Origin of the sequence: Sulfuricaulis sp., from assembly GCF_040901545.1 — a bacterium.
In the GTDB taxonomy this organism is placed as follows: domain Bacteria; phylum Pseudomonadota; class Gammaproteobacteria; order Acidiferrobacterales; family Sulfurifustaceae; genus Sulfuricaulis.
Map to the genome: position 1 here is coordinate 56060 of NZ_JBBDYL010000004.1, position 18263 is coordinate 74322.

Annotated in this window: 19 protein-coding genes and 1 other RNA gene; 7 read left to right on the plus strand and 13 right to left on the minus strand. The window is 57.4% G+C overall.

The window, feature by feature from the left end:
- Positions 1 to 111 precede the first annotated feature (111 nt).
- Genes WD823_RS00425 through WD823_RS00435 form a run of 3 tightly spaced genes read right to left on the minus strand, consistent with a single transcriptional unit; the run spans position 112 to position 3408 of the window.
- The gene (locus tag WD823_RS00425) at positions 112 to 1467 is read right to left on the minus strand and encodes an N-acetylmuramoyl-L-alanine amidase (RefSeq protein WP_368427505.1); all 1356 of its coding nucleotides are present in this window, start codon (positions 1465 to 1467) and stop codon (positions 112 to 114) included.
- Positions 1464 to 1883 (minus strand): tRNA (adenosine(37)-N6)-threonylcarbamoyltransferase complex ATPase subunit type 1 TsaE, encoded by a 420-nt coding sequence (gene tsaE / locus WD823_RS00430; protein ID WP_368427628.1) that lies wholly within the window; start codon positions 1881 to 1883, stop codon positions 1464 to 1466. The genes WD823_RS00425 and tsaE overlap by 4 nt, the downstream gene beginning before the upstream one ends.
- Positions 1884 to 1908: 25 nt before the next feature.
- The gene (locus WD823_RS00435) at positions 1909 to 3408 is read right to left on the minus strand and encodes an NAD(P)H-hydrate dehydratase (protein ID WP_368427506.1); all 1500 of its coding nucleotides are present in this window, start codon (positions 3406 to 3408) and stop codon (positions 1909 to 1911) included.
- 36 nt (positions 3409 to 3444) lie between these two features.
- Here WD823_RS00435 and queG point away from each other — a divergent pair, with 36 nt between their 5' ends.
- The 3 genes from queG to WD823_RS00450 are packed head-to-tail and all read left to right on the plus strand — an operon-like array spanning position 3445 to position 5924.
- Positions 3445 to 4521 carry a tRNA epoxyqueuosine(34) reductase QueG gene (gene queG / locus WD823_RS00440; RefSeq protein ID WP_368427507.1) on the plus strand — a complete coding sequence of 359 codons (1077 nt, stop codon included), beginning with the start codon at positions 3445 to 3447 and terminating at the stop codon, positions 4519 to 4521.
- A gap of 36 nt (positions 4522 to 4557) precedes the next feature.
- Positions 4558 to 4932 (plus strand): sigma-70 family RNA polymerase sigma factor, encoded by a 375-nt coding sequence (locus WD823_RS00445; RefSeq protein WP_368427508.1) that lies wholly within the window; start codon positions 4558 to 4560, stop codon positions 4930 to 4932.
- On the plus strand, positions 4929 to 5924 hold the full coding sequence (locus tag WD823_RS00450) for a hypothetical protein (protein ID WP_368427509.1): 996 nt from the start codon (positions 4929 to 4931) through the stop codon (positions 5922 to 5924). Before WD823_RS00445 ends, WD823_RS00450 begins: the two co-directional genes overlap by 4 nt.
- Before the next feature lie 132 nt (positions 5925 to 6056).
- Here WD823_RS00450 and WD823_RS00455 read toward each other — a convergent pair whose 3' ends face one another.
- From WD823_RS00455 to orn, 3 genes are all read right to left on the minus strand, one after another.
- Positions 6057 to 6491 (minus strand): DUF4124 domain-containing protein, encoded by a 435-nt coding sequence (locus WD823_RS00455; protein ID WP_368427510.1) that lies wholly within the window; start codon positions 6489 to 6491, stop codon positions 6057 to 6059.
- Positions 6492 to 6497: 6 nt separating this feature from the next.
- Positions 6498 to 6812: a DUF3144 domain-containing protein gene (locus WD823_RS00460; protein WP_368427511.1), complete on the minus strand. Its 315-nt coding sequence runs from the start codon at positions 6810 to 6812 to the stop codon at positions 6498 to 6500.
- Positions 6813 to 6894: 82 nt separating this feature from the next.
- Complete coding sequence (orn, locus tag WD823_RS00465; protein ID WP_368427512.1) at positions 6895 to 7458, minus strand: oligoribonuclease; 564 nt, start codon at positions 7456 to 7458, stop codon at positions 6895 to 6897.
- A gap of 81 nt (positions 7459 to 7539) precedes the next feature.
- Here orn and WD823_RS00470 point away from each other — a divergent pair, with 81 nt between their 5' ends.
- The 3 genes from WD823_RS00470 to WD823_RS00480 are packed head-to-tail and all read left to right on the plus strand — an operon-like array spanning position 7540 to position 9436.
- Positions 7540 to 8781: a M48 family metallopeptidase gene (locus WD823_RS00470; RefSeq protein ID WP_368427513.1), complete on the plus strand. Its 1242-nt coding sequence runs from the start codon at positions 7540 to 7542 to the stop codon at positions 8779 to 8781.
- Positions 8782 to 8803: 22 nt separating this feature from the next.
- Positions 8804 to 9091: a hypothetical protein gene (locus WD823_RS00475; RefSeq protein WP_368427514.1), complete on the plus strand. Its 288-nt coding sequence runs from the start codon at positions 8804 to 8806 to the stop codon at positions 9089 to 9091.
- A gap of 9 nt (positions 9092 to 9100) precedes the next feature.
- On the plus strand, positions 9101 to 9436 hold the full coding sequence (locus WD823_RS00480; RefSeq protein ID WP_368427515.1) for a 4a-hydroxytetrahydrobiopterin dehydratase: 336 nt from the start codon (positions 9101 to 9103) through the stop codon (positions 9434 to 9436).
- Positions 9437 to 9457: 21 nt separating this feature from the next.
- On the opposite strand, the gene WD823_RS00485 is transcribed toward WD823_RS00480, so the two are convergent.
- The 6 genes from WD823_RS00485 to ffs all read right to left on the minus strand — a co-directional run bounded on the left by WD823_RS00485 (position 9458) and on the right by ffs (position 15328).
- Positions 9458 to 10348 carry an SDR family oxidoreductase gene (locus WD823_RS00485; RefSeq protein ID WP_368427516.1) on the minus strand — a complete coding sequence of 297 codons (891 nt, stop codon included), beginning with the start codon at positions 10346 to 10348 and terminating at the stop codon, positions 9458 to 9460.
- A 102-nt stretch (positions 10349 to 10450) separates the two neighbouring features.
- The gene (gene ybaL / locus WD823_RS00490) at positions 10451 to 12160 is read right to left on the minus strand and encodes a YbaL family putative K(+) efflux transporter (RefSeq protein ID WP_368427517.1); all 1710 of its coding nucleotides are present in this window, start codon (positions 12158 to 12160) and stop codon (positions 10451 to 10453) included.
- Between the two features lie 368 nt (positions 12161 to 12528).
- Entirely contained in the window at positions 12529 to 13125 is a 597-nt protein-coding gene (recR, locus tag WD823_RS00495; protein ID WP_368427518.1) for a recombination mediator RecR, read from the minus strand.
- A gap of 149 nt (positions 13126 to 13274) precedes the next feature.
- On the minus strand, positions 13275 to 13595 hold the full coding sequence (locus WD823_RS00500) for a YbaB/EbfC family nucleoid-associated protein (protein ID WP_368427519.1): 321 nt from the start codon (positions 13593 to 13595) through the stop codon (positions 13275 to 13277).
- Positions 13596 to 13612: 17 nt separating this feature from the next.
- Positions 13613 to 15184 carry a DNA polymerase III subunit gamma/tau gene (gene dnaX / locus WD823_RS00505; protein WP_368427520.1) on the minus strand — a complete coding sequence of 524 codons (1572 nt, stop codon included), beginning with the start codon at positions 15182 to 15184 and terminating at the stop codon, positions 13613 to 13615.
- Between the two features lie 46 nt (positions 15185 to 15230).
- An RNA gene (ffs, locus tag WD823_RS00510) (signal recognition particle sRNA small type) lies at positions 15231 to 15328 on the minus strand.
- Positions 15329 to 15551: 223 nt separating this feature from the next.
- Here ffs and WD823_RS00515 point away from each other — a divergent pair.
- Complete coding sequence (locus WD823_RS00515; RefSeq protein ID WP_368427521.1) at positions 15552 to 16538, plus strand: alpha/beta fold hydrolase; 987 nt, start codon at positions 15552 to 15554, stop codon at positions 16536 to 16538.
- Between the two features lie 25 nt (positions 16539 to 16563).
- Here the strand turns inward: WD823_RS00515 and WD823_RS00520 are convergent.
- Positions 16564 to 18263, minus strand: a 1700-nt coding sequence (locus tag WD823_RS00520; protein WP_368427522.1) for a putative bifunctional diguanylate cyclase/phosphodiesterase, incomplete at its 5' end; no start/stop codon positions are given.

Genomic DNA, 18263 nt, shown 5'->3' on the forward strand with positions numbered 1-18263 from the left:
TGACGTCTCCTTGATATTTTTTGATATCGTTGGCAAGTGACATTTTAACGTACAAACCTCCCGCGGGCGCAAGCAGCCGGTTAGCGCTGTAATACAAACCAAAAGAGCGATTTAACCGTCCCCTTGCCTGGGGGGTATCAGAAGTCTTATGCCGATCGGAATCTCTTGACTCCGCAGGTTATTCAGAAAACGCAATGCATCCACGTGGACATTGTAATGGCGTGCGATCGAAGCAAGCGTTTCACCCTTGCGCACGATATGTTCACGCTCCGGATCCACATCTTGTTTCGCCTCCACAATGGTTGACGGCGTTGCCGGTCGCCGCGCGAGAAATTGCTTTATGCCTCGAAACATACCGGAAGCCAAATTTTGTTGAAATGCTTTTGAGCGGAGTTTCCTCTCTTCCGAGGGAGTTGAAATAAAAGCGGTTTCCACCAGAACAGACGGTATATCCGGCGACTTGAGCACGGCAAATCCGGCCTGGGCCACCTGGCGCATATGTACCGGACCTACTCGCAGTAATTCGGCAAGGATGTCATCCCCGAGATTCAGACTATCCTGCATGGTCTTGTTGTGCGAGAGGTCCAGCAACACTTGGGCGAGCATGTCATCCTTGTCACTCAGGCTCACGCCGCCGATCAGATCGGACGCGTTTTCCTTGTCGGCAATCGATCGCGCCATGGCATTGCTCGCGCCTTTTTCCGACAAGGCATAAACCGATGATCCGTAGGCGCGCCGACTGGACACGGCATCGGCATGTATGGATATGAAAACGTCCGCCTGGAGACGGCGCGCTTTCTCGTAGCGCTGACGCAGACTGACATAGTAATCGCCGTCACGTATCAAAACCGGTCTCATACCCGGCTCGCGCGCAACGAGTTTGGCCAGTTCACGGGCGACGGCCAGGGTGATATCTTTTTCCCGCGTGCGATAACGCCGTCCAATGGCGCCCGGATCCTCGCCACCGTGACCGGCGTCAATCGCCACCACCCGGTCACGGACAACCGGCTTTAGCGGCACGGAGGCTTTGGGCTTGCGTTCATCCGTCTTGGCGGTTTCAATTTCCGTCGCCTTGGTGTCATAGAGATCGATCACCAAGCGATGGCCGTAAGGCCCGGCTGGTTTTAACGTGAAGCTGCGCGGCTGGGCTCCGGTTTTGAGATCGAGCACGATGCGCAGCGGACCCGAATCCGGTTGACCCACGCGCACCTTCTCCAACAGCGGTCCCCCGGTATCGACGGCCGGCAACGGTTCCGTCAAACGGGCGTTTTCGATGTCCACCACAACGCGAGCGGGATCCGACAAGGTAAACAGGGTATGTTCCAAAGGACCGCTGAGGTCAAACACCAGGCGGGTGTGATCGGGCGCGCGCCACACACGCAGGTGTTGGACAGTTACCGGTTCGGCGGAAGCCGTCGCGGCTAACAGAAATAAAATCGGGAACAGAACACGGGACAAATTGCTCATGGCACCGCGTCCAGCAGGGACTTGCCGTGGTCGGTATAAGCTGTAATTCGCACCATGCGTCCTGTCCCGGTCGGTGAGATCATAATATCCACATCCGGAGTTGGCAAAACGTCCTCCGCACGTTCCGCCCACTCCACCACGCATACCCCTTTCCCGTGAAGGTAGTCGCGTACGCCGAGAAATTCCAGTTCTTCCGGATTATTCAGACGGTAAAGGTCAAAGTGGTAAAACTCAAGTTCCGGGAAGGAATAGGGCTCAACCAGCGTAAAAGTCGGGCTCTTAACCGCCCCCTCATGCCCGAGGCCACGCAACATTCCGCGTACCAGTGTGGTCTTGCCGGCGCCCAGCGGCCCGCGGAGGTAGATGAGAGAAGCCCTGCTGAGATGAGCGGCAATTTTTGACCCCAATGATTCCATATCACTAACCGTGGCAACCGGTTGATCAACGCTCGGCATGTCTCACCAGGCGATTAAGCCGGGCACGGAGAAATGGAAACAGATCAGACGCGAGCGTCCCCGCCTCCCCAGCTTGAGCGGCGTCGTCGCCCGCAGCAGCGTGCACCCATACGCCCAGACGGGCGGCATCGAGCGTGGAAAGTCCTTGCGCCCGCAGGCCGGCGATTGTCCCGGTCAACACATCGCCCATGCCGCCACTCGCCATCCCGGGATTTCCCCGATCACAGACCGTTACCATTCCGTCGTACAGAGACGCTACCAGCGTCCCGGAACCCTTCAGCACGCACACACCGCCGAAGCTGGCCACCAATTCGCGTGCGGCCGCAAACCGGTCGTTTTGAATTTCTCCGGTTGTCATGCCGAGCAGTCGTGCGGCTTCTCCGGGATGCGGCGTAATAATCCAATCCTGGTGCATCTGCGGGTCGGCCGCGAGAATATTCAGGGCATCGGCATCCACTACCATGGGCAGGGATGATTCGAGCGCCGCGCCCATCAGCCAGTGGCCCCACCTCTCCTGCCCGAGGCCCGGCCCGATCGCAACGACATCGGCACGAGCCAGCAAGGGACGTAATTCCTTGGCGGTGGCAATTCCGTAAACCAACAGTTCCGGGCGTGCCGCGCCGATTTGAGCGGCGTGATCCGGATGCGTGGCCACCAGCACCAGCCCGGCACCGGCGCGATAGGCGGCCTCACCCGCAAGCCGCGCCGCGCCGGACATCCCGCGATCGCCGCCGATGACCAGCACGCGGCCGGCGTCGCCTTTGTGCATGTCACGCGGACGCGCACGCAGGAGACCAAGCAAAGATTTCTCCGTCAAACGTTTCGCAGCAGGCGGAACGTTTCCATAAATATCCGGTGGCACACCGAGATCATTAAAAAAGATTTCACCGCCGTGCTCGCGACCGGCGCCGGTGAATAATCCCGCCTTGAGACCCATGAACGTCATCGTGGATTGGGCCGTCACCGCCACGCCCATCACCCGGCCGGAATCGGCATGCAAGCCGGATGGAAGATCAACCGCCAGCACCGGAACACCAGCTTGATTGACAGCTTCAATGGCCGCTCGCCATTCGCCCTCCACCCCGCGTTCAAGCCCCGTTCCCAACATCGCGTCAACGATGACATCGTTCCCCCGCAGAAGATCAGCCGTGAAATCCTTGATGGCGATTCCGGCCGATTGGCAGCTGTCGCGGGCGGAGGCGGCGTCGCCTTGCGTTTTTCCTGAATCGCCCATGCTCAAGACCCGGGTGGTCATTCCAGCAGACTTGGCCAGGCGCGCGACCACGTAACCATCGCCCCCGTTATTCCCGGGTCCGCAAATCACCACGACGCGCCGGGATCTCGGCCAGCGGGCGCGCAACAACTGAAACGCCGCCGCACCGGCACGCTCCATCAACGTCGCGCCGGGAATGCCGTACTGTTCGATGGCCAGACGATCGAGATCCCGGACTTGGGAGGCGGTAAAAAGCGATTCAGGGAGGGTCATGCATTGGTCCTTTTATTATGTATATGATAGGCCCTCATGCACACTGCGCGAAATAGCAAAATCGATCTCATTCGACTCGCTGCCGACATCAAGACATGGGCCCGTGAACTGGGCTTTCAGCAAACCGGCATCGCCGATACGGAATTGGGCGAAGCGGAAGCACATTTGTTGAACTGGCTCGGTCGTGGTCGCCACGGGCTAATGCGCTACATGGCATCGCACGGGACGCGACGCAGCCGCCCGCCGGAATTGCAGCCCGGCACGCTGCGCGTAATCTCGACGCGACTCGACTATTTCCCGGAAGCTGCCGCCGCGGCCGAAACCGTCCTGGGTGACGCCCGGCTGGGTTATATCTCCCGCTACGCCCTGGGCCGGGACTACCACAAGATGATGCGCCGCCGGCTGCAAAAACTCGCCGAGCGGATTGAGACTTGTGTCGGACCGTTTCAGTACCGCGCCTTCAGCGACAGCGCGCCGGTGCTGGAGAAGGCGCTGGCCGAAAAGGCCGGGCTTGGCTGGATTGGCAAACATACGAATTTGATCGATTCGCGAACCGGATCATGGTTTTTCCTGGGGGAACTCTATACCGACCTGCCGTTGCCGGTGGATACCCCGTCGGCTAATCACTGCGGCCAATGTCGTGCTTGCCTGGATGTCTGCCCGACTCAAGCCATTGTCGCGCCTTATGAGCTCGATGCACGGCGGTGCATTTCCTATCTCACGATCGAACTGCGCGATTCCATCCCGGTGGAATTGCGGCCTTTAATCGGCAACCGCATTTATGGCTGCGACGACTGTCAACTTGTCTGCCCGTGGAATCGCTTTGCCCGTCCGACGCAAGATGCGGATTTTACCCCGCGCCATGATCTCGATGCGCCGGAACTGGTCAGACTGTTTTCATGGACCGAAGCGGAATTCCTCAAATACACCGAAGGTTCCGCCATCCGGCGAATCGGTCACGAATGCTGGCTGCGTAACATCGCCGTGGCACTCGGCAATGCGCCCACCGATGAAACGATCGTCCACGCACTGACGTCTCGGCGCGAGCATGCATCGGAGATCGTGCGCGAGCATGTACAATGGGCGCTGGCACGGCACCGCGATCGTGGTTAACGAAATTGAGGGCGCGATGTACCGCGCCCTCTGGAAGTGCGTGCCAAATTCACGACCTATCTCTGTCATCTGGCGCGCTACCGGCTGATCGATCATTACCGGCGGCAGGCCACCGGGTTGCCGTTGTCTTACGATGACGACCCGGACGACCCGCGGATCGAACGGGTGGCCATCGCCGGGATTCATCAACCGGAAAACGAACTTTACCGACGGCGGCAGGTGCAACAATTGCTGAAATTGCTCGACGGACTCCCCGAAGCGCAACGCGAGACTTTCCTGTTGCGCGAGGAAGCCGGTTTGTCGTTGCTTGAAATCGCGGAGATTACCGGCGTTACGGCGGAAACGGCCAAGAGCCGCCTGCGCTACGCGCTGGTCAAACTGCGCCAAGGTTTGGCGAAGGACGTAACATGACTTCAAAAAAATCTCCAGGCGCTGACGGCACACCGATGCCGGGTGAGGCCGGGATCGATCGCGTCTACCGCAGCGCCTCGAAAGAGATGCCCTCCGCCAGCGTTGATGCAAGAATCCTGGCCGAAGCACAAAAGGCAATCACCAAACAGAAGACCCGCTCGCCGTCCGGCATCCACTGGGAATATCCGCTGTCGTCCGCCGCGGTAATCGTGCTGAGTCTGGGCGTCGTGCTGCTGCTTAACCAGCAAGGTGTGTTTAATCGTCAACCCCCACCTTCGTCGCCAACAGACACAGCGACAGCACCGGGAATTGCGCGCGATGTACCAGCCACACTCTCTCCGTCGGCAGCGGAGGAACCCGCGCGTTCGCAAGGTAAATTCTCGGCCAAAACAGAAACGGTGCAGCCGGAACTGTCGCCTACGTTGGCGGCCAAGCAGCCTCCCGCCTCGCCGGCAGCGCCCATGGAAGCCAAAAAGAGCGAACGCGAAGTATCGGCATTGTCCGGTCCCTCAATGGCATCAGGAAGCATTGCCGAAGAACGGCCGGCCGGCCTGGTGTCCGAAGTTGCACGTGCTAGAGAGAATATGGCAACGAAAGATATTAAACCCAGCTTACAAGCCGACGTAATATCGGTTCAGGTAAGCGGTGAACCGGGGACGTACCAGTTCACGGTCGGCATCCGCAGCCCGGACACGGGCTGCCAGCAGTACGCAGACTGGTGGGAGGTGGTAAGCGGGGACGGCAAACTGCTTTACAGACGTGTGCTGCTACATAGTCACGTGGAAGAGCAGCCTTTCACGCGTTCCGGGGGGCCGGTTCCGATTCAATCCGAAAGTGTGGTTTGGGTGCGGGCCCACATGAATACGAGTGGTTACGGCGGCAAGGCGTTCAAGGGTTCGGTAAAATCGGGGTTCACCGAGACGGATCCGGGTAAAGATTTTGCGGCGAATCTTGCGTATCAACCGCCTTTGCCCAACGGCTGTGATTTTTAATTGCGTTTCTTGGCATTTGATGGCCACTTAGGGCGGCCCACAACCAGTTCATAAGTTAAGCAGTAATTTATTTTATTGAAAACTGCCTGACAGGTTCACGTCGCCCGAGGCAGCAACTTCTAAAAATTCGTATCAGAAACCACTCGGCGGTGGCGATGGAAATATCGGAGGTTGTGGAATTGGTGGTGTACTGGCAGGAGGCAGTGAAGGTGTCACCGGAGGCGAAGGGGCAGGTGCCGTTGTTGCCGCACCCCCTCCCGCCGACAGTCCCTTCCGAGTCTTGTTGTCTAACGACGAAGTGTCCGTGACTGAATCAGGCGATGACAATCCCTTACCCGGCGTTGTCGCAGCCGGCGGGTTGTTAAACTGAATCACATTATGATCCGGATTGATCTGCTTTTCTTCGATTTTTTCAGCTTGCGGCGGCGGCTTGGATTCCGAATAATGAGTTTTGCCGCCAGAGTCCACCCATTTCCATAATTTTATCGCCTGCGCTGACGGCATTGCTGAAAGAATCACGAGTGTCAGCGCATGGACGATAATTTTCAAATTTAACCGGAAGAACATTTCAGCTCAGCTGGGGCGCGTGTTGATCAGATGCGCATATTTCATGTTCTCATCAAAGAACTTTTTGTAATCGTCCAGGTTTTCATTAAGCATTTTTTGATATTCGCGAGTGAAGAATTCAAAAGCCTTGCCCCTGTCCGACTCGTACTTCTTGATATCGCTTGCATGGGATGCCACAACAAAAGAGTTGAATCGCGACGCAGCGTACAGCAGGGCCATGCTCACGTTTTCCCGACTGGCTGTTTCACAATGTTTATTGGCCAAGTCGATAAACGAGTTGACGATGCTGCGATATTCCTGATCAATGTCTGCTTCGTTCATAGGCGGTCGCTCACGGGTTTTGAAAGTCAGACTGACTGTTATCACTAAGCCAGACGTACACGGTAAATATAAAAATAAACACTCATTTCACAAAAAAGTTATCGCGGTAATATTTCAATTCCTCGATCGATTCCCTGATGTCGTCCAGCGCCTTGTGGGTGTTCTTCTTCACCAGGCCGTTGCAGAGACCGGGTTTCCAGCGGCGCATGAGTTCTTTAACCGTGCTCACGTCGAGATTCCGGTAATGAAACCATGCCTCGAGTTGCGGCATTCCGCGCGCGAGGAACCGCCGGTCCTGACAAATACTGTTCCCGCACATGGGTGATTTGTTTTTTGGAACACGCTGTTGTAAAAAATCGAGCGAGATTTTTTCGACATCCGCCTCGGTATGAGGCGACTGCCTAACCCGCTCAATCAGCCCTGTTCCGGCATGCGTGCGTTTGTTCCATTCGTCCATGGCCGCCAGCACCTCATCCGGCTGATGCACCGCCAACACCGGTCCTTCCGCGACAATATTGAGCGAGCTGTCGGTGATAATCGTCGCCACTTCGATGATCCGGTCGGTATCGGGATTTAACCCTGTCATTTCCAGGTCTATCCAGATGAGCGCGCCGGTCTCCTGCGCACCGTTGGGTGCATGTGCCATTAAATATCTCCAGATTAACTGGGGGAATCTTTCGGGCTCCCTGCTGTCTGTTACACAATGTGATGATAACATCCTTGATCAATGAATACCTTCACGTACTTATTCCTGACTCTGCTCGGCCTGTCGTTGTTGACGGAGGTGTGGCTGGCGGCCCGTCACATCCGGTACATCGCGGCGAACCGTAATACCGTTCCCGGAGCGTTCCGCAGCAAGATTACGCTTGCGGATCATCAGAAGGCGGCCGATTACACCATCGCCCACACCCGCTTCGGACGCATTGAAAATGCCTACGGCACCGGTTTGCTCGCGCTCTGGACACTGGGGGGCGGGCTCGATTGGCTGGATCAGATGCTACGCGTCATCGGATGGGGTGAACTTGCCACTGGAGTGGTATTTATTCTGAGCACGCTCGTCATCATGGGGCTGCTTGAGCTTCCGGTGTCCGTGTATCGGACTTTTGTGATCGAAAACCGATTTGGCTTCAACAAGACCACGCCAAGACTTTTTTTGGCCGATACGATAAAGCAGGCCCTGTTGTTCGGAATACTCGGTGCCCCGCTCGCGCTGGCCGCGCTCTGGCTTATGCAGGAGGCCGGGGAGCTATGGTGGCTTTACGTCTGGTTGTTGTGGAGCGGTTTCACCATGCTGTTGGTCTGGGCTTACCCCACGTTGATTGCACCGTTCTTTAACAAGTTCAAACCTCTCAAGGAGGGGATGGTGCGTGAACGCATCCAGGCGTTACTCGAACGCACCGGTTTCCGGACGCGTGGTATATTTGTCATGGACGGATCGCGTCGCAGCGCGCATGGAAACGCCTATTTCACCGGCTTTGGAAAAACCAAACGCATCGTCTTTTTTGACACACTGCTCGAACACCTGAATGAGCGGGAGATCGAGGCGGTACTGGCTCACGAGCTGGGGCATTTCAAGCGACGGCACGTTATCAAGCGCATGCTGCTGACTTTCGGCATCAGCCTGTTCGGGCTGGCCTTGCTGGGATGGCTGGTCACGCAACCCTGGTTCTATTCCGGCCTTGGCATGTCACAACCTTCGATGCATGCGGCGCTGATGCTATTCATGCTGATTGGCCCGGTGTTCACTTTCTTCCTGCAGCCGCTGTTCGCGTGGGGATCGCGACGTCACGAATATGAAGCCGACAGTTTTGCGGCCGATCAAACCGATGCCGCCGAATTGGTGAGCGCGCTGGTCAAACTCTATCGCGAGAATGCCAGCACGCTCACTCCCGACCCGCTGCATTCGGTCTTTTATGATTCCCATCCGCCCGCCACCTTGCGTATCGCGCATCTGACCGGCAAAACCTGATTCTTTACGTCCAGGAGGAACCATGAAAAAAAACCGTGCGCTTGTATTTATCCTTATGTCGTTTTCCGTATCCGCCCACGGCGCGGCGCTTCCGGGCGACGCCGCCGTGGGAAAGAAATTGCACGACGCCAACTGTACCGCCTGCCATACCGACAGCGTTTACCAGCGGAAAGACAGACAGGTCGCCAATCTCGATATGCTGAAAAATCAGATGAAGGCCTGCGGGCATGCGATGAATATCACTCTGGGAAAGAAACAAATGGATGATCTGGTGAAATACCTGAACGACACGTATTACAAGTTTAAATAGCGAAAAGCCATGTCTGACCTGAAAAGCAAAACCTGCAAACCGTGTGCGCCCGGGACTCCGCCGTTATCCCGCCCGCAGGCCGTGACGTTGCTGGCACAGCTTCCGGGATGGTCGCTGAATGACACCGCCTCCGAAATTGTCCGCACGTTCAAATTCAAGAATTACTACGAGACCATGGCGTTCGTGAATGCGCTCGCCTGGGTCGCCCATCGGGAGGATCATCACCCGGACATCGAAGTGGGATATAACCGCTGCCACGTGCGCTTCAGCACGCACAGCATCAAGGGGTTGTCGGAAAACGACTGCGTCTGCGCCGCCAAGATCAACGCCTTGCTGGGCGAGTGACAAGCACGGGCTTACCTCGGATTATCCGCACCGGTCAAAACAGGAAGGCAGGCCGGCGGCCAAGTCCGGATACATCAGCTCCACACCCAGTTCCTCGCGCATGCGCCGGTTGTCAATGCGCTTGGATTCCGCCAGATAAGAAAGCATCTCTGCTCCGAGTCGCCGGCGCGCCTGCTCCAGGGTAATCGCCGGCGGGTGCGGGATGCCGAACGCGTCCGCCACGCGGTAGAAAAAATCCGTCATGGTCGTGGGATGCCCGTCACTGATGTTATAAATGATACCGGGATTGGCATGATGTCCGGCGATGAAGCAGGCCCGCGCCAGATCGTCGGCATGGATGCGATTGCTGAACGGCGATTCCTCTTCGTGTAACACCGGATCGCGGGCACGCAGGCGTTCCTCGGGCAAATAACCCCGACCATATATCCCCGGCACGCGCAGAATCACCACCGGCACCCCGCTTTTCTCGCTCCAGCGCCGCAGCACGGTTTCCGCCGCGAGCCGTCGCTTGGCGCGGTCCGCTTGCGGGTTGGGCGGACTGTCCTCCGTCACCCACTCCCCCGCGCAATCGCCATAAACACCTGTCGTGCTGATCAGCACCACGCGTTTCGGCAACTCGGAAGAGTCGAGAATGGAAACAAACGTTTCCATGCGCGGGTCGGTCGCACCCGTTCCCGGCGGCGGAGCGAAATAATAGATAAGGGCATCTTTGACAGGCAGATCACGCAAGGACGCTGGCATATCGAGATCAGTTGATATCGGCTGAATCCCTGCGGCACGCAGCCGCCGCGCGGACCCGGCAGAGCGAACCAGACCCGTAACATGGCGGCCCACAGAACGTTCAAGCACGGCAACGCGCTCGCCGATGTCGCCACAACCTATGATCAGCACATCAGTTGCGGCGGAGATCATCGCGCACCGCGATCGGCAAGACAGCCGCATGTTGCAGTGAAAATACCTATCATGGCTTTATCCAGCCCGGTGATGACTGCATTCCTGTCGCGAGAATCATCTTCAGCCATGCTTCGGGTGTTCCATACGGTCGAGCACATGCCGTGCCATGCCCTGCGCCAGTTCATATTCACCCATGAAAACCTTGCCGACATTCTCCTTCTGCAGCAGCTCGGCTTCCTCCTCGCTGTGCGTGCGCAACACGACTTCTATCGCCGGATTCAGCGTGCGGGCGACCTCGACCATCTTGCGCACATTGAAGGTATCCGGCGTGGCGATGACCAACATGCCCGCCCGCGCAATATGGGCCTGAATCAGAACCGCCGGATCGGAGGCGTCCCCCGAGACAGCGGGAATATCCCGCGCACGCAACATCTCCACCAACTCGCGGTTCTGTTCGGCCACGACAAATGGGATTTTTCGCCCGCCGAGAGCGTCGGCGATCCGCCGCCCGACCCGCCCGTAACCAACCAGCACAACCTGCCCGGTGAGGCGGGACTGATCGACCGACATGGGAAGCTCGGCCAGAGGGTCGTCCCGGCGCTCCAGTCGGCGGGCGAGACTCGAGCGTTGCCGTATCCAGGCCTGCGCCGGTTCGATGGCGGCGAACACCAATGCATTGAAAGCAATCGAGATGAGCGCCCCGGCCAGCACCAGGCTCTGACCTTCGACGGGCAGCAGGCTGAGCGCGACGCCGAGACCGGCGAGGATAAACGAGAATTCGCCGATCTGTGCCAGGCTCGCGCCGACGGTGAGGGCGGTGTTAAGCGGATAGCGAAACACCAGCACCAGCGCGATGGCGGCGAGCGTCTTACCGATCATGACAATGCCGACCACCGCCAGCACCCTGAAAGGTTGTTCGACGAGCACCTGCGGGTCGAACAGCATGCCGACCGAGACGAAGAACAGCACCGAGAACGCGTCGCGTAGTGGCAGCGATTCGTCTGCGGCCCGGTGACTGAACTCCGACTCGCGCATCATCATGCCGGCGAAGAACGCGCCCAGCGCGAATGAAACGTCGAACAGCCTGGCGGAACCGTAGGCAACGCCGAGCGCCGTGGCAATCACGCACAGCGTGAATAACTCCCGCGAGCCGGTGCGCGCGACCCAAAACAGCAGCCGGGGAAAGAGCCGGCGCCCCACGACCAGCATCAAGGCAACGAAAGCAGCAACCTTGCCAAGTGTGATCGCGAGAACCATCCATACGTTATCGCTCGAGCCGGCCTGTGCCATGGCGTCCAGCCCGCCGAGCGGCCTCGCCACCACGGGCAACAGTACCAGCACCAGTACCATCGCCAAGTCTTCGACGACCAGCCAGCCCACCGCGATCCGACCATTGACCGACTCCAGGACGCCCCGATCTTCGAGCGCGCGCAGGAGCACGACCGTGCTGGCGCAGGAGAGAGCCAGACCGAAGACGAGCGCCTCACCGGAAGTCCAGCCCCAGGACAAAGCAACACCCATGCCCAACGCCGTGGCAACGCCGATCTGGACGATGGCCCCCGGCACCGCAATGCGCCGGACCGCCAGCAAATCCTCGAATGACAAATGCAGCCCGACACCAAACATCAGCAGCATGACACCGATTTCCGCGAGCTGTGCGGTCAGTTCGACATCGGCAACAAAGCCCGGAGTTCCAGGGCCGATAATGATCCCCGCAATCAGGTAACCGACCAGGGGCGGTATCCTGAATCGCGACACCACCAAGCCCATGACCATCGCCAATCCCAAACCGATGGCAATGGTGGTTATGAGACTGATGCTGTGGGGCATGTTTCCTTCGCTTTCCGGGTTATGACGGGTTTCGCCGTTCTATATATGGTTACGTAGTTGCGCAAGCTGACGCCGACCTGCCCGGTGTAGCTGTACCTTGCACGCAACTTGAGAAAGTGCCGGCATTTCGTAAGCAATTGTCGGATAGAACAATTACTGATTATTACACAATGCGGGACACGATCAGCGCCTGGCGCACGGACAGCGCCAGTGTGGCAAATATAGCGGCGCCGCGGTGAAGATGAGAAATACGACTGACAGCAGCGACGCATTTGGCATGTGGCCGCGGGTTCCTTGCGTAGCCTCGAACTGTCAGTGCCTGGCTCAACCAGGGCGGTGATCAGTGTCCCTGCTTGCCTCTCAATATATTACGCCTCGCGCCGACCGGCCAGCGCCCGGGCGAGCGTGTTGCGATCGGTGAATTCCAGCTCGCCGCCGATGGGCACGCCGTAGGCAATGCGCGTTGCCTTAATGTGACGGGCGCGCACCAGCTCGCCGATGAAGTGCGCCGTGGCTTCACCTTCGACGGTCAGATTGGTGGCCAGCACGACTTCTTTAATTGTCCCTTCATCAAGCAACGTCTCAAGATGCGGTATGCCGATTTCATCCGGACCGATGCCGTCGAGGGGCGACAACCTGCCCATGAGCACGAAGTAAAGGCCGTTATAAACGCCCGACTGGTCGAGCGAGACCAGATCGGATGGCGATTCGACGACACACAGAAGCGATTTGTCCCGCCGCGGCGACGTGCATATCGGACACAAATCCGATTCGCTCAGATTGTTGCAACGCCGGCAGTGTACGATACGTTCGAGTGCGTTGGTCAGTGCCTGAGCGATTTCACGCGCCCCCTCGCGATCGCGCTCCAGCAGATGATAGGCCATGCGACCCGCGCTTTTCGGGCCCACACCGGGGAGCCGACGCAGAGCCTGCTTGAGCGCTTCGAGGATGGTGACATCGTTCATGGAAAAATCCGAAAGGACAGGATTTACAGGATTAGAACAGGATTTACAGGATTAAAAAATAAAATTGAGAATGATTGATGAATTTCGTCTCTCATTTTCGAAAATCCTGTTAATCCTGAAAAATCTTGTTAATCCTGTCTATTGCTTATTCAGAATGGCAGCTTCATCCCCGGCAGGCCGAGTCCGGAGGTGAATCCCGCCATTTTTTCTTCCGTGGTTTTCTCCACCTTGCGAACGGCGTCGTTGATGGCAGCCGCGACCAGATCTTCCAGTACTTCCCGGTCATCCTGCATCAAACTCGGGTCAATCTGCACGCGTTTGACGTCATGCCGGCATGTCATGGTGACATTCACCATGCCCCCGCCGCTGCTGCCGGTAACCTCGATGGACGCCAACTGTTCCTGAGCCTTGCGCAAATTTTCCTGCATGGCCTGCGCCTGTTTCATCAAATTTCCCAGTCCGCCTTTCATGTTTTCCTCGTGTCCAGTCAGGGCTTGGGCCGAATCGAAGCCGGATTGACTCGTGCATTGAACTTATCCTGAAACGCGCGCACATTGGGATCGTCCGCAATGGCCTGGGCCGCGGCTTGATATTGCTCATCCATTACGCGGTTTTTCTCCTTGGCGGGTGTTTCAACGGCGTGATTTCCAACACGCACCTTCAATCGTATCGGGTTACCGTAATACTTTTCCAGTGCCGATTTCAATTCCAACTCGCGATCCTTGTTGAACAGCTTCGCGTGTAACTCCTCCAGAACCAGCACCATCTCGCCTTTGGAATGCGATTCAAGAGTCGTGTGAGAAATGAGTTCACGTAATAATCCGGTGAAACCAAGCCGCGCGACCACATCCGCCCACCTGGCTGCCGTGCCACTGGCATCGGGCGACGATGCACCGGCGACGGGCGCGGCCATCGGGGCAACCGGTTTAATCCCGGGCGTTGGTGGCGCAGCCGCCGTTGCCTTGGATCGGTTCTCCATCTCTTCGGCCGGACGAAAGGCGACCATGCGCAACAATATCATTTCAAGCCCGCTGCGCGGGTCCGGCGCATAGGACAGGTCGCGAAGGCCCATCACGCCGATCTGATAGTAAAGCTGCACGTCCTGCGGCGACATGGCGCCTGCGTGCACCAGCACGTTCCCGCCCTCCTCGCCCGCAAGCGCCGGGTCGGCCTGCGCCAGGGCGATCCGGTGCAGCGCGAGCAGCAAATCCTTCAGCACGATCTCGTAATCCAGACTGAATTCGTTGGCCTCGGACACGGTCTTGAGCAGATTTGCGACATCGCCGGCCTCGAGTCCTTGCAGAATTTTTTCAATGAAATTCTGATCGATGGTACCGAGCATGGCGCGTACTTCCGGCTCATTAACCTGGCCGCCGCCGTAGGAGATCGCCTGATCGAGCAGCGAGAGTCCGTCGCGCATGCTCCCGTCGGCAGCGCGCGCCAGCAACTTGATGGAAGCAACGTCATGGACGATGCCTTCTGCATCCAGAATCTTTTGAATCTGAGAGGCGATCTGATCGAGCGGAAGCCGTTTCAGGTTGAATTGCAGACAGCGGGACAGCACGGTCACCGGCAGTTTCTGCGGCGCGGTGGTGGCAAGCAGAAACTTGATATGCGGCGGTGGTTCTTCAAGCGTTTTCAGCAGTGCATTAAAACTATGGCTGGAAAGCATGTGGACTTCATCGATGAGATACACCTTGTAACGCCCGCGGGTCGGCGCGTAGGGCACGTTGTCCAGCAGTTCACGCGTGTCATCCACTTTGGTGCGCGAGGCGGCATCCACCTCGATCAGGTCGACAAAACGGCCTTCGTCCACTTCCACGCAGGCACTGCATTTTCCGCAGGGCTGCGACGTAACGCCGGTTTCGCAATTCAGCGATTTGGCGAGAATACGGGCGATGGTGGTCTTGCCCACGCCGCGCGTGCCGGTGAAAAGGAAGGCATGGTGCAGCCGGCCATGGTCAAGCGCATTGACCAGCGGCTGAACCACGTGTTGTTGGCCCACGAGCTCGGAGAAATTGCGGGGCCGCCATTTGCGCGCTAATACCTGGTAACTCACGGGTGTCGGTTCATTATCAAAATGGCGTTCCTGAATGGGTGGCGGTTCGAGCCAGCCGCACCCCAGTACCCGAAATGTCTGCTGCGGCTGCTTCCTTCCGGACCTGACCGGGTTCACAGGCTTCCGCCACCGAGGGGACCGGCTCTCACCGCCATATTCAGCTTTCGAAAACGAAGTGTATCACGGCATGTATTCGATCGCAGTAGGCCTGCATCACACCGTTGGCAACCTGGAACGCGACGCGGATAAGTCAGGGGGCTGGCCTGGCATTTCGGTTTATCGGAAATCCGCAATAACATGCAGTGCCGGATTTTGGTAACGCAACATTTCAGGCGAAGTTGTTATCGCCGTGATATATAAACAAACCATGAACCAGGAAATCAGGTATTGCACGACGCGGGATGGGGTGTCCATCGCCTTTGCTACTGTCGGCTCCGGTCTTCCCATTGTAAAGACCGCGAACTGGTTGTCCCATCTGGAACATGACTGGCGCAGCCCGGTCTGGCGTCATGTTTTGCAAGGGCTTTCGGCACAACATCGGCTGGTGCGCTACGACGAGCGTGGTACCGGACTATCGGAGCGCGACATATCCGAAATGTCGGTCGATGCCTGGGTGGAAGACCTAACAGCGGTGGTCGACGAGCTTTCATTGGAACGTTTCGCCCTGCTCGGTATTTCTCAAGGTGGAGCGGTCGCGATCAAGTATGCCGTGCGTCATCCGGAGCGGGTCAGCCACCTGATTCTCTACGGTGCATACGCGCGCGGGCGTTTTCATCGGGGTGATCCCAAGGAAAAAGAGCTTGTCGAGGCGTTACGCGCGCTGGTTCATCAGGGATGGGGGAGCGACCATCATGTATTCCGGCAAATGTTCACGACGCTTTATATCCCTGATGCCGGTGCCGAGCACATGCGCTGGTTTAATGATCTGCAACGCGTGTCGGCAAGCCCGGAGAACGCGGAAAAACTGCTGTTGGCCATATCGGATATCAACGTGTCGAATTTTCTATCGCAGGTAAAAACTCGGACGCTGGTGCTTCACTGCCGTGGTGATCGCGTGGTGCCGTTCAGCCTGGGCCAGGAGCTCGCCGCCAGAATTCCGAATGCCCGATTTGTGCCCATGGACGGTAACAACCACCTGTTCCTCGATAACGAACCGGCATGCACGGTTTTTATGCAGGAAGTATCGGCATTTCTGGGGGACAAAACCCCGCCCAAAATCAAGGTGCCGGACGATTCGCGACGACTGACCCGGGCATTGAGCCAGGCAGAACAAAATCCGGTTTATCGAGTTCTGGTGATGGCAGCGGTCTTGACGACCATCGTCACTTTTTTTGTCTGGTTGCTGGCGGGATAACAGTATATGGCGGAGTGGACTTCAATCAACGCGCCTGGATTACCCTGAGGTTTTTGCGAACCGGCACTAACTGCAGCTCATCGAGGGGCTGAGGTTTGCAAATGCCATATCCTTGTGCATAGTCCACGCCGATTTCGCGCAGTTTGCTCAATACCGCCTCATTCTCCACGAACTCGGCAATCGTTTTCTTGCCCATGACATGTCCGATATCGTTGATCGATTTAACCATGGAGTAACTGATGGGATCTTCCACGATATCCTTCACGAACAAACCGTCGATTTTAATGAAATCAACCGGCAGGCTCTTGAGATAGCCGAACGATGACAGGCCGCTGCCAAAATCGTCCAGCGAAAACAGGCAGCCGACCTCCCTTAATGCCTTGATAAAGTCGATTGCACCCGCCAGATCGGATATGGCCGAGGTTTCGGTGATTTCAAAACAGATCTTCTCGGGCGGCATCCCGCCGTTTTTGAAAATTCCCAGCACGAAACTCAAAAATTCCTTGTTACCGAATGATTGCCCCGAGAGATTGATCGAACAGTGATCGACCCGTTTCAAATGCGTTGGGTGGCGCGCCAACCAATGGAACGCCGTGCTGATCACCCACCGGTCGAGCTTGCTGATGAGATTGTAACGCTCGGCCGCGGGCAGGAACGCCCCGGGTGCAATAAGCTTTCCCGATTTGTCCCGCATTCTCAATAACAGTTCAAAATGATCCCATCCGCTATCCTGGCCCGGCGTGAAACTTTCGACGGAAACGATCGGCTGGAAAGCGAGTTCAAAGCGGTTTTCTTCGATAGCTTCATGGATCCGCGTCACCCATTGCATGTCGCCGTGCCGCCTGACCATCCCGGCTTCGGTTTCGTCGTAAACGTGAATGCGGTTGCGCCCCAGATCTTTGGCGGCATAGCAAGCGTTATCCGCCGCGCTTAACAAGGCACTGAAATTATCCGTTGCCTGGGTGATCGACACCAATCCGATGCTCACGCCGACGTTAAAGGTCTTGTCCTGCCATAAGAAAATAAAGTCAGCGACCATCCGGCGCATGGCCTCGGCGACGCGCAATGCCTGATCTTTCGAGCAATGCTCCAGCAGCACCCCGAATTCGTCGCCACCGAGCCGCGCCACCGTATCCTGGTGACGCACGCACCTGGGCAGTACTTTCGCCAATTGGCGCAACAATTCGTCGCCGGCAACATGGCCGCAGGTGTCGTTGACCACCTTGAACTGATCGAGGTCGAGATAGCACAAGGCATGTACCGCCGAATCCTTTTTCGTCGATTCCAGTGCCCGCTGCAAGCGCCGTTCCAGTTCGCGGCGATTCACCAGCCCCGTGAGGGTGTCGTGGCTGGCCTGGTACGTCAGCTGGGTGGATAACGCGTGGGCTTCGGTTACGTCGCGGCCGACTCCCCGGTATCCCCGGAAAGCACCTTCATTGTCGTAAAAAGGCTTGCCGTTGATGAGAAATATTTTTTCTGTTTTTTCACGCGTCGATGTCCATTTAATTTCGAAGTCCGTAAAAGGCCGGCGGGATTCCATGTCCTCGAAATGACGCACCCACTTCGGATCGTTCATTTGACCGGAGTACAATTCCTGCCGCGTCTTGCCGAGCACGTATTCTTTGGGAACTCCCATGGTTTCGCTGAAATTCCCTTCCAGGCGCGAGAATCGCAGCTGCTCGTCCATCTCCCAGAACCAGTCGGCCGCGGTTTCGGCGAAATCCT